We start from the raw sequence: 9,968 nt of genomic DNA, 5'->3' as shown, positions 1-9,968 counted from the left end.
CCCGCAGCGCGGGGGGCCGGGCCGGATGCTCATTCCCGCATCCGCCCGCGCTCTGAGGTCACGGAAACCGGTCATGCTCTGCTGGGGTCCTCGGCCGGCACTTCTGCGGAGACCCTCGGCAAGCGCTTCTGCGGAGACCCTCGGCCGGCACTTCTCCAGGGAGCTGTTCGAACCGGCATGGTGGCGCCGGTGAGGAAAAGGAAAGATCCCGCCGACGACGCCGAGCGGGATCTGCTGTCAGAGAACTGGGGTAGGCGGATCATTCTCCGCGGCGGCGCTTCTCCCAGCGATCTTCGAGTCGATCCATGAAGCTGCTGGATCCTGGAGTGCTGCCGGCCGAGGCCTTGGCAGAGGTGGCGTTGTGCACGCTGCCCTTCGGCGCGCTTCCGGAGCCTCCGTTGACGGCCCAGTATCCACCGGCGACCATCACGGCGAATCCGATGACACCGACGACGGCGCCGAACGGCATGCCGAAGAAGTAGATGGAGGCAAGCGCGATGGCGATGCCCGCCAGCAGGCCGAGCACCCCGATGACGAACCGCTTGGCTGAAACCGATCCCCCGCCGGACGGACGCGGCTGCGAGATGTTCTGGGCAAAGCGAGGGTCCTCACTGCGCAGCTGCTGCTCAAGCTGGTCCAGTAGCTGCTGTTCATGTTCTGAGAGTGGCATGGTAGCCCCCTTCACCTGCGCGCTAGAAAAGTCGTACCTCAATGATAGTCCTTCCGGCCCCGTTTCGGCATCTCGGAATCGAGCTGGCAAGCATACTCTGACCAGGTTCACAGCCCAGCCGCCATCGGATGGGAGATCACTGCCCGTCGGTCGTTTCCCGACGCCTCGGTTCCAGCAAGGACGCCTGCCCGATAACGGTGCTGCCGAATCTTCTGCGCACCTCGTCAAGGGCGAGCTCGGCATCGCGCGGAGAGCGGTCGGGCTCATCGAGGGTGGCCTGTCGTCCGGCAGCATCGCGATCGATGACATCGGCGGCGCGCAGACCCAGCAGGCGGACCGGTTCGCGGTGCTCGGCATAGAGGCGCCGGAGCAGGGGCAGCAGCGCGGCATGGATCTCAGCTGCCACATCGGTCGGCGCCGGGAGCGTGATCTGCCGGCTGAAGGTGCGGAAGTCGTGCAGCCGGAACTTCAGACCGACCGTCCCTGTCACGATCTCCTCGCGGCGCAGCCGCCCGGCCACACCGTTGGCCAGTCTCAGCAGCTCGCGCTCGAGGCTGGGAAGGTCGGCGATGTCAGCAGGGAATGTGCGTTCGGCGCTGACGGTGTGCTCTTTGGCGGAGTCGCGGATGGTGCGTGAGTCGATGCCGCGGGCGAATCCGTGAACGGTGACACCGAAGGACCCGAGCGTCTGCGCTGCCCAGTCAGCATCGGCCTCCGCCAGCTGACCGATCGTGGTGATGCCGTACCTGCGCAGGGTCTCCTGCAGCTTCGCTCCCACCCCGGGCAGCGCCTCGATCGGCATCGGGGCGAGGAACTGCTGCGTCCGCGCGACGGGGACGACGAGCAGCCCGTCTGGCTTGGCCCGGGCGGAGGCGAGTTTGGCCACCACCATCGTCGCGGCCACCCCGATCGAGGCGGTCAGCCCGGTGCGCGCGGTGATCTCAGCGCGGAGCCCGGCTGCGATGTCGGCGGGCCGGCCGAGTCGGCGCAGCGCGGAGGTGACGTCGACGTATCCTTCGTCGACGCTGACCTTGGTGAACTCGTCGGTCACCTCGGCGATGATGTCGAAGACCTGCCGGGAGTAGTGCGAGTAGGCACCGCGCGAGGGCGGGATGACGGTGGCCTGCGGGCACAGCTGCACTGCACGCGACATCGGCATCGCGGCGTGGATGCCGTACTCTCGGGCCTCATAGCTGGCTGAAACGCAGACCCCGCGGCCGGCGCGCCCGCCGACGATGACCGGTGTGCCGCGCAGCTCGGGCCGGGTGAGCAGTTCGACGGAGACGAAGAAGGCGTCCATGTCCAGGTGGAGCATGGTGCATCCGGTGTCGTCGGTGCCGAGCGCCGCGAGATCTCCGCCTGAGCGGGCAAGCTGCTTTCGACTCATGTCTCTCCTGGGCGCTAGTCTGGAAGCATGATACAACGCACTGCTCTGACGACTTCAGCCCTGGCCGTCTCCGCCGCGCTGATCCTCTCCGGCTGCACCGGAGACGATGCGCCTGCGTCCGAGGAGCAGACAGCGACGGAGACCGCTGCCCCTGGAACCGAGGAGACCGAGGCCTCAGGCGGTGATGAACAGACCGCATACGGCGAGCTCATCGACGGTTTCCCCGCTGCGATCGAGCCGCTGCCGGAAGCCGAGATCGTCTCCTCCACCCTCAGCCCTCTCGACGAGCAGTCGCCCGAGGGCGAAGACGCCGGGGCCACTGAGGCACCCGAGGGGGAGGACGGCGCTGAGGACGAGGACGGGGCTGCCGGCGCAGACGGGGCTGACGGCGCGGACGCCGCGGCTGACAGCGAGCGCATCGGCGTGTCCCTCGTCCAGCTGAGCGAGAAGTCCGAAGAGGAGATCCTCAAGTTCTACACCGACTCGCTCAAAGACAAGGGCTTCGAGACAGTCGGAGACGCCGCCAAGGAAGGCGATGTCACCACACAGGCCTTCCACGACACCAAGAATGACCAGACGCTGTCGCTGACCGTTGGGCCCGGACCGGACGATGAGGCCGATAACCGGCAGGTCACCGTCGGCGGAGTCGTGCTGCGATGAGCGCAGCCGCCACCACCGTGACTGCACTCACACCTGCAGACGAGGTCATCGCCGCTGTCGATTCCGTCATCGATGACCACGTGCGGACCACCGCTGCACGCATGGCTGAGATCTCGCCGGTCACCGATGAGCTCATCGACCCGATCCGCGCATTCAGCGCCAAGGGCAAGCGGATCCGGGCCCTCATCACCTGGTGGGGCTACGAACTTGCCGGCGGCACGGACGCTGCGAACTCCGGCATCGCCCACACCGCTGCAGGGGTCGAACTGCTGCACGCCGCAGCCCTCATCCATGACGACATCATCGATGACTCCGAAACGCGCCGCGGCCAGCCGGCCGTGCACACGTACTTCCGCGCGATGCACCGCGACCGTGATTGGACCGGTGACGCGGTGCTCTTCGGCGATGGCGCTGCGATCATCGCCGGGGATCTGTGCCTGAGCCTGAGTGAAGAGCTCTTCAGCGCCTCGGCGCTGGCGGCGTCGGCCACAGCCGAGGCGGTGCGCCGCCACAACGACTTCCGACGCGATGTCATGGTCGGCCAGTATCTCGACATCCGCCTGCAGGCCGCCCCGGTCGCCAGTGACGAACTGCTGCCGCGCGCCGATGAAGTGCTGACCTACAAGTCAGCGAAGTACTCCGTCGAACAGCCGCTGTTGCTCGGCGCTGCCCTGGCCGGGGCCGACGCCGCTCTACTGACGGCGCTCTCGGACTTCGGTCTGCCGCTCGGCCGGGCATTCCAGCTGCGCGACGACGAACTCGGCGTGTTCGGCGATCCCGCGGTCACCGGCAAACCGGCCGGTGACGATCTCCGGCAGGGCAAGAAGACCGTCCTCATCGCCCTGGCGCTGCAGGCGCTGGCCGCCGATGACAGTGCCTCAGCCGAACAGGCGAGCTGGCTCATGCGCCGGCTCGGGCAGCCGGACCTCAGTCTCGACGAGCTGCAGCAGATGAAGGATCTCATCGAGTCGTGCGGGGCATTGGAGAAGTTCGAAGCTGAGATCGACGCACAGCTCACCTCAGCTCATCAGGGTCTCGACGCGCTGGCCGCCCACGGTGTCAGCAACGCGGCCCGGCAGCAGCTGGCGCAGTACGCGCTCATGCTCACCCGCCGCTCAGCCTGAGGCCTCAGACCGCCAGCGCCTGCGCGCGGCGCCGGACCTCCTTCTTCGATCCCGAGCGCAGCAGGTCGATCGGCCGGCCCGGCAGCGAATCGTCAGGGGTGAACAGCCAAGCGATCGCCTCGTCATCGGCGAAGCCGGCATCAGCCAGCAGCATGAGGGTGCCCTGCAGGTTCTTGACCGGGGCGTCGCCGTCGATGAACAGCGCCGGCACCTTGAAGACCATCGGAGAACCGTGCTTGAACCCGATGAGCGCGCGGTCCTCGATCAGGCGGCGCACCTTCGAGATCCCCAGCCCCGTCTGCTCGGCGATGTCCGGCAGCGGCAGCCACTCGTCGACGAGTGCCAGCGCCTGCGCAGAATGGTCGGGCGAACCTGCCTGAGATGAACCGGAAGCGGCGGTTGAATCAGTCACAGATCTCAGGATAGTACCGACACGCCGAGTGCGCATGCTCGCACGTGTGGCGCAGCGCAGTCGTTAAGCTGGGATCAACTGTAACCGCAGCTTGTCTTCCCCCATCAGAACTGCAGGTCGTACATGAACAGGGCATCGCACCGCCCGCCGCACGGACGGGCGCGACAGGTATCGGCTCGGGCTGCCGTCCCGTCGCCGTTGACCGTGGCATCGCATTTCGCATCCCAGCAGGCCGCACAGCGTCTCCCCGTTGCTGACGAGCATGCCTCGGCGGTGCCCCAACCCACCACCGACCCGACCCTGCAGCCGGGCTTCAGCCCCGCCTTCACGCCGCGCGCTGCGCCCGCATCCGATGCCCAGCCGGGATTCACCTCGGGCACGGTCAGCGAAGCGATCCCGGTCACCCACGGTGGACGCACCTACAAGGTCCGCACCGGCGACACCCTCATCTCGATCGCCAAGCGCCACGGCGTGTCCGCCCCGGCGATCGTCGAACTCAACGACCTGCGCGGCCGCAGCGCGGTGCGACCCGGCCAGATCCTGTCGCTGCCGGCGAAGAACATCCACCAGCAGCGCACCGCCGGCCACCGGGTCGCCGCCGGCGAGACCCTCGAAGCGATCGCCGAGCGCTACCAGATCTCGGTGCCGGCCCTGCAGGACGCCAACGCGATGGGCGACTCAACTGTCATCCGCGAGGGTGAGCTGCTCGCTCTCTCCGGTTCAGGGGCGACCTCGAACCGCGCCCGCCAGCACGTCCCGGCCGCCGAGCTGCCGCCGCTGCCCACCGACCACCGCGGCACCCCGTACCCCGCCGAGGTGCTCGCAGCAGCCCGGCACAACAAGTGGATCCTCCAACAGCGTCCCGCCCTGCACAAGCGCGACATCGCCGCGATGGTCCGCGGGATCGCCGACTACCTCGGACTCGATGAGCACCTCGCCTCCGCCTTGGCCCAGCAGGAATCCGGGATGCGCCAGCAGGTCGTCTCACCGGTCAACGCGATCGGCGTCATGCAGGTGACCCCGCGTGCCGGAACCTGGGCCGCCGAGCTGCTCGGCGAACCGGTCGATATCCTCGACACCGCCGAGAACATCCGCGCCGGCCTGGCGATCCTGCGCTGGCTGCTCGAACACACGGACTCCGAAGCCGAGGCGCTGGCCGGCTACTACCAGGGTCTCGCCTCGGTCGCGGCACACGGGCAGCACCCCGACACGCGCCGATTCGTCCACAACGTCCAGGTGACCGCCGAACGATTCCGCAGCCAGGAGAGCACATCATGAAGACCCTGCACGATCCGCTGCTCGGTGTCGTTCTCAACGAACGCTACCGAGTCGAATCCGTCATCGCCCGCGGCGGCATGGCAATGGTCTACCGCGGCACCGACCTGCGCCTTGACCGCGAGATCGCGATCAAGGTCATGCACCAGCACCTGCTCGACGACGAGACCTTCGTGGAGCGGTTCCGCCGCGAGGCCATCCACGCCGCCAGGCTCAGCCACCCGAATCTCATCGCCGTCCACGACCAGGGCTCCGACGACCGAGTCGTCTACCTCGTGATGGACTACCTGGAGTCGGTGACACTGCGCAAGGAGCTCAAGCACCGCGGCAGCCTCACGCCACGGCAGGCGATCGTCGTGACAGATGCGATCCTCGCCGCCCTCGAGGCGGTCCATGGTGCCGGCATCATCCACCGCGACCTCAAGCCCGACAATGTGCTGCTCGGCACCGACGGGCAGATCAAGCTCGCCGACTTCGGTCTCGCTCGCGCGGTGAGCACATCGACGACGACGAAGACGCTCATCGGCACCGTCGGCTATGTCGCACCCGAGCTCGTCACCCGCACCGGCGCTGATGAGCGCACTGACCTGTACACGGTCGGGATCATGCTCTATGAGATGCTCACCGGCAGCCAGCCCTACACCGACGAGGTTCCGATTCAGGTTGCCTACCGTCACGTCCACGACTCGGTCCCGGCGCCCTCCGAGGCGGTCGCCGGGGTCAGCCCGACTCTCGATGCGATCGTGCTGTGGGCGACCTCCCGCAAGCCCGAGGACCGACCTGCCGATGCCAGCGAACTGCGCCTGGCCCTCGCCGAGGCGCGCACGCAGCTGAGCGAAGAGGAGCTCGATCTTGCTGAGGGCAGCGGAGCACCGGTCGCCGATGCTCCGGTGCTCACCGCCACCATCACCATCGACGAGGGCGATCCGGCCGAGCCGCGGCAGAAGGAGCCGAAGGCGCGCACTGATGAGATCCCCTACCTCGCCGATGGCGAAGACGACGCGACCTCAGCCGGCACGCCTGTCCCGCTGGCACCGGCCGCCGCAGCAGCAGCCCGATCTGCCGCTCCGGCTGAGAGTCTGAAGCACAGCGGCCGACGTCGTCGGCGCACCCGCACCGCACTCGGTCTTTCGGCAGCGGCTGCTGCCGTCGCGCTGGCCGGTTGGGGTGCGATCGCCTCGATCGAGACGACGGCCGAGGTACCGGCCGCCGTCGCCGGCCAGGAGCAGGACGATGTCGCCTCGGCGCTCACGGCAGCCGGGTTCACGACTGCCACGCGTGAGGAGTTCAGCACCGCGGTGCCGGCGGGGAAGGTGATCGGCACCGATCCGGCAGCCGGCACCGAACTCGACAAGGACGCCGTCGTCACGGTCCTCGTGTCGAAGGGCGAGGAACTCTTCGCAGCCCCGGATGTGTCCAAGATGACCGAAAGCGAGGCACGCTCGGCGATCGAGGGAGCCTCACTGCAGGTGGGGTCTGTGGACCGTGAGCACTCCAGCTCCGTGCCCGAGGGCTCGGTCATCTCCCAGTCGCTGAAGCGCGGCGAAGAGGTCGCCAAGGGAACTGAGGTCGACCTGGTCGTCTCCGAGGGCGCGGAACCGCTTGTCATCCCGGATGTCACGGGAGTCTCATATGAGGCCGCCTACGGTCGCCTCGCCCGAATGGGTCTGCGCATCGCCAAGGACGAGGTTTACAGCGATCACACCCCGAAAGGCGATGTCGTCGCGCACTACCCGAAGGCCGCCGCGAAGAAGAATCCCGGCGACCTCGTCATCCTCAAGGTCTCGAAGGGCAAGGAGCCGGAGAACCGGAAGGACGATGAGAAGAAGGACGAGGACACGAAGGGCGACGACGACAGCTGAGCCTGGCTGTCGCCTCCGGAGGCAACAGCTGGGCCCGCTCCCGCTTCCGGAGCAGCTCCAGCATCAGACGAGGCTGGTGAGCACCTCAGCTGCCGTGTCGATCTGATCAGGTGAGACATCCCGGTGGGTGACGAGCCGAACGCTGTTCTCCCCCATCACTGAGACCCGCACCGAGCGCTCGGATGCCTGAGCGGCGAACTGCTCGGCGTCCACCGGCTGGTCGCTCAAGTCGAGGAAGACGATGTTCGTCTCGACGGTCTCCGGGTCGACGATGCCCTCGCGGGCGGCTGCCAGGGCGTCGGCGAGCTGCCGGGCGTGGGCGTTGTCATCGGCCAGTCCGGCGACGTGGTTGTCGAGCGCATACAGGCCTGCGGCGGCGAGGATGCCGGCCTGCCGCATGGCCCCTCCGTAGCGCTTGCGCAGCAGACGGGCCTTCTCGATGACATCCGCTCTGCCGACGAGCACGCTGCCGACGGGTGCGCCCAGGCCCTTGGACAGGCACAGGGAGACGGTGTCGGCCTGCCGGCCGTATTCCTCGGCGGAGATCCCTGTGGCTGCACAGGCGTTGAGCAGGCGCGCACCGTCCATGTGAACGGCGACTCCAGCTGCTGCAGTCTCACGCCTGAGGGTGCGCAGCTCGTCGATGTCGGCGATCCGCCCGCCGCCGAAGTTGTGGGTGTTCTCCACCGCGACCGCAGCGGTGCCCACCTGATGGTAGCCGCGCGGGCGGCTCATAAGCGCAAGTGCGTCTGCGGCGGTGAAGGTGCCGTCGGGTGAAACCCATGTGCGGGAGGTGACGCCTGCCAGGGCGGCGTGGCCGCCGGCCTCGGCCCGCAGCACATGTGCCTGGGATTCGGCGATGAGCTCCCAGCCGGGTGCGACAAGTGCGGCGACGCCGAGCATGTTCGTCAGCGAACCCGAGGGGCAGAAGATGCCGGCCTCATGCCCGAGCAGGGACGCGACGCGGGCTTCGAGAGCGTTGATCGTCGGGTCCTCACCGTAGACGTCATCACCGACGTCGGCGTCCATCATCGCCTGGCGCATGGCCGCGTCCGGGCGGGTGACGGTGTCTGATCGCAGGTCGATCATCGTGCGGGCTCCTCAGCTGGTGGTGGGCAGGCAGGCATACATCGCAGCAGGCTGCCTGGGGGTCATCCGTGTTCCTGCTGGTGCTTGGTGAGGTACTCGGCGACCTGGAATGCCATCTCCAATGACTGATCATGGTTCAGCCGCGGGTCGACGAGCGTCTCGTAGCGGCGGCGCAGACCCTCGTCGTCGATCTCGCTGGCTCCGCCTAGCACCTCGGTGACATCATCGCCGGTGAGTTCGATGTGCAGGCCGCCGGGGATGGTGTCGGCGTCGTAGTGCGCGTCGAAGAAGCCGGCGACTTCTGCCATGACGTCTTCGAACCGGCGGGTCTTGTACCCGGTGTTCGAGGTGATGGTGTTGCCGTGCATCGGGTCGCAGACCCACGTGACGTGCGGCAGCTGGTCGCCGATCTGACTGAGCAGGCGCGACAGGCCCTCGCGGATCTTTTCTGCACCCATGCGCGTGATGAACGTCAGCCGGCCCGGCTCTGCTTCGGGGTCGAGCTTCTCTGCCAGGGCCATGGCGTCATCGTAGGTGGCGTTGGGCCCGAGCTTGACGCCGATCGGGTTGCGCACGCGGGACAGGAAGTCGACGTGTGCTGAGTCGAGCTGGCGGGTCCGCTCCCCGATCCACAGGAAGTGGCCGGACACATCGTACGGGTCCCCGGTGCGCGAATCGATGCGGGTGAGTGCTCGTTCGTATTCGAGCAGCAGGGCTTCGTGGGCGGAGAAGAACTCGACGGATTTGAGGCTGTCGAAATCGGCGCCGCAGGCTGCCATGAACTTCAGCGCCCGGTCGATCTCGCGGGCCATCTGCTCGTAGCGGTGATAGTTCGGATTCGAGCCGAGGAAGCCGCGGTTCCAGTCGTGGACCAGTCGCAGGTCGGCGAAACCGCCGGTCGTGAAGGCGCGGATGAGGTTGAGGGTCGAGGAGGAGATGTTGTAGGCCTCGAGCAGCCGGTTGGGATCATGCCGACGTGCCTCGGGAGTGAACTCATAGCTGTTGACGATGTCACCGCGGTAGCTCGGCAGCTCGACACCCTCGCGCACCTCGGTGTCCGATGAGCGCGGCTTGGCGAACTGGCCGGCCATCCGGCCGATCTTCACCACCGGCAGGGATCCGCCGTACGTGAGCACGGCAGCCATCTGTAGCACGGTCTGCACCCGGCGCCGGATGCGGTCGGCGTCGGCGTCGGCGAACGACTCAGCGCAGTCGCCGCCGGCGAGCACGAAAGCCTCGCCGCGGCTGGCGGCGGCGATGCGCTCGGTGAGCTTGTCGGCTTCGCCGGCGAAGATGAGGGGCGGCACGGACCGTAGCCGCTCGAGAACGGCCGCGAGTTCGTCTGCATCCTCGTACGTTGGCTGCTGGCGAGGCGACATGGAGCGCCAGGCGTCGAGGCCCGTGATGGTCTCTTCGCTGGCTTCTGCCTGTCCGGCGGCCTGATAGACGCGGCTGATGTTCACAGTCTGTGTTCCTTTGATCGATGGCG

At 67.6% G+C, this 9,968-nt stretch carries 9 protein-coding genes; 4 read left to right on the top strand and 5 right to left on the bottom strand.

What is annotated here, in order from left to right:
* Positions 1-259 precede the first annotated feature (259 nt).
* Entirely contained in the window at positions 260-670 is a 411-nt protein-coding gene (locus M3B11_RS13080; RefSeq protein WP_259877888.1) for a DUF3040 domain-containing protein, read from the bottom strand.
* 136 nt (positions 671-806) lie between these two features.
* Positions 807-2,057: a DNA polymerase IV gene (gene dinB, locus M3B11_RS13075; protein ID WP_259877886.1), complete on the bottom strand. Its 1,251-nt coding sequence runs from the start codon at positions 2,055-2,057 to the stop codon at positions 807-809.
* Between the two features lie 27 nt (positions 2,058-2,084).
* On the opposite strand from dinB, the gene M3B11_RS13070 reads away from it, so the two are divergent.
* Together M3B11_RS13070 and M3B11_RS13065 are read left to right on the top strand one after the other, a co-directional pair.
* The gene (locus tag M3B11_RS13070) at positions 2,085-2,717 is read left to right on the top strand and encodes a hypothetical protein (RefSeq protein ID WP_259877885.1); all 633 of its coding nucleotides are present in this window, start codon (positions 2,085-2,087) and stop codon (positions 2,715-2,717) included.
* Positions 2,714-3,841: a polyprenyl synthetase family protein gene (locus M3B11_RS13065; RefSeq protein ID WP_259877883.1), complete on the top strand. Its 1,128-nt coding sequence runs from the start codon at positions 2,714-2,716 to the stop codon at positions 3,839-3,841. The genes M3B11_RS13070 and M3B11_RS13065 overlap by 4 nt, the downstream gene beginning before the upstream one ends.
* Before the next feature lie 4 nt (positions 3,842-3,845).
* Here M3B11_RS13065 and M3B11_RS13060 read toward each other — a convergent pair whose 3' ends face one another.
* Positions 3,846-4,187 carry an Rv2175c family DNA-binding protein gene (locus tag M3B11_RS13060; protein ID WP_259877891.1) on the bottom strand — a complete coding sequence of 114 codons (342 nt, stop codon included), beginning with the start codon at positions 4,185-4,187 and terminating at the stop codon, positions 3,846-3,848.
* A gap of 339 nt (positions 4,188-4,526) precedes the next feature.
* Here M3B11_RS13060 and M3B11_RS13055 point away from each other — a divergent pair, with 339 nt between their 5' ends.
* Both M3B11_RS13055 and pknB read left to right on the top strand, forming a co-directional pair.
* The gene (locus M3B11_RS13055; protein ID WP_259877881.1) at positions 4,527-5,531 is read left to right on the top strand and encodes a LysM peptidoglycan-binding domain-containing protein; all 1,005 of its coding nucleotides are present in this window, start codon (positions 4,527-4,529) and stop codon (positions 5,529-5,531) included.
* Positions 5,528-7,390, top strand: coding sequence for a Stk1 family PASTA domain-containing Ser/Thr kinase (gene pknB, locus M3B11_RS13050; RefSeq protein ID WP_259832686.1), 1,863 nt, complete (start codon positions 5,528-5,530; stop codon positions 7,388-7,390). The genes M3B11_RS13055 and pknB overlap by 4 nt, the downstream gene beginning before the upstream one ends.
* 63 nt (positions 7,391-7,453) lie before the next feature.
* Here the strand turns inward: pknB and M3B11_RS13045 are convergent, their stop codons facing one another.
* Both M3B11_RS13045 and M3B11_RS13040 read right to left on the bottom strand, forming a co-directional pair.
* Positions 7,454-8,479, bottom strand: a complete 1,026-nt coding sequence (locus tag M3B11_RS13045; RefSeq protein WP_259877879.1) for a low specificity L-threonine aldolase — start codon at positions 8,477-8,479, stop codon at positions 7,454-7,456.
* A 62-nt stretch (positions 8,480-8,541) separates the two neighbouring features.
* Positions 8,542-9,858: a class II 3-deoxy-7-phosphoheptulonate synthase gene (locus tag M3B11_RS13040; RefSeq protein ID WP_259877890.1), complete on the bottom strand. Its 1,317-nt coding sequence runs from the start codon at positions 9,856-9,858 to the stop codon at positions 8,542-8,544.
* Positions 9,859-9,968: the final 110 nt, after the last annotated feature.

The sequence above is a fragment of the Brevibacterium sp. p3-SID960 genome, assembly GCF_025144725.1.
In the GTDB taxonomy this organism is placed as follows: domain Bacteria; phylum Actinomycetota; class Actinomycetes; order Actinomycetales; family Brevibacteriaceae; genus Brevibacterium.
Note: the sequence above shows the minus strand (reverse complement) of the source record. Positions and strands in the feature narration are given on the sequence as shown.

Coding starts and splice junctions, on each gene's coding strand:
- M3B11_RS13040 (WP_259877890.1), bottom strand. CDS start 9,858: ATGTCGCCTCGCCAGCAGCCAACGTACGAGGATGCAGACGAACTCGCG.
- M3B11_RS13065 (WP_259877883.1), top strand. CDS start 2,714: ATGAGCGCAGCCGCCACCACCGTGACTGCACTCACACCTGCAGACGAG.
- M3B11_RS13045 (WP_259877879.1), bottom strand. CDS start 8,479: ATGATCGACCTGCGATCAGACACCGTCACCCGCCCGGACGCGGCCATG.
- M3B11_RS13080 (WP_259877888.1), bottom strand. CDS start 670: ATGCCACTCTCAGAACATGAACAGCAGCTACTGGACCAGCTTGAGCAG.
- dinB (WP_259877886.1), bottom strand. CDS start 2,057: ATGAGTCGAAAGCAGCTTGCCCGCTCAGGCGGAGATCTCGCGGCGCTC.
- M3B11_RS13070 (WP_259877885.1), top strand. CDS start 2,085: ATGATACAACGCACTGCTCTGACGACTTCAGCCCTGGCCGTCTCCGCC.
- pknB (WP_259832686.1), top strand. CDS start 5,528: ATGAAGACCCTGCACGATCCGCTGCTCGGTGTCGTTCTCAACGAACGC.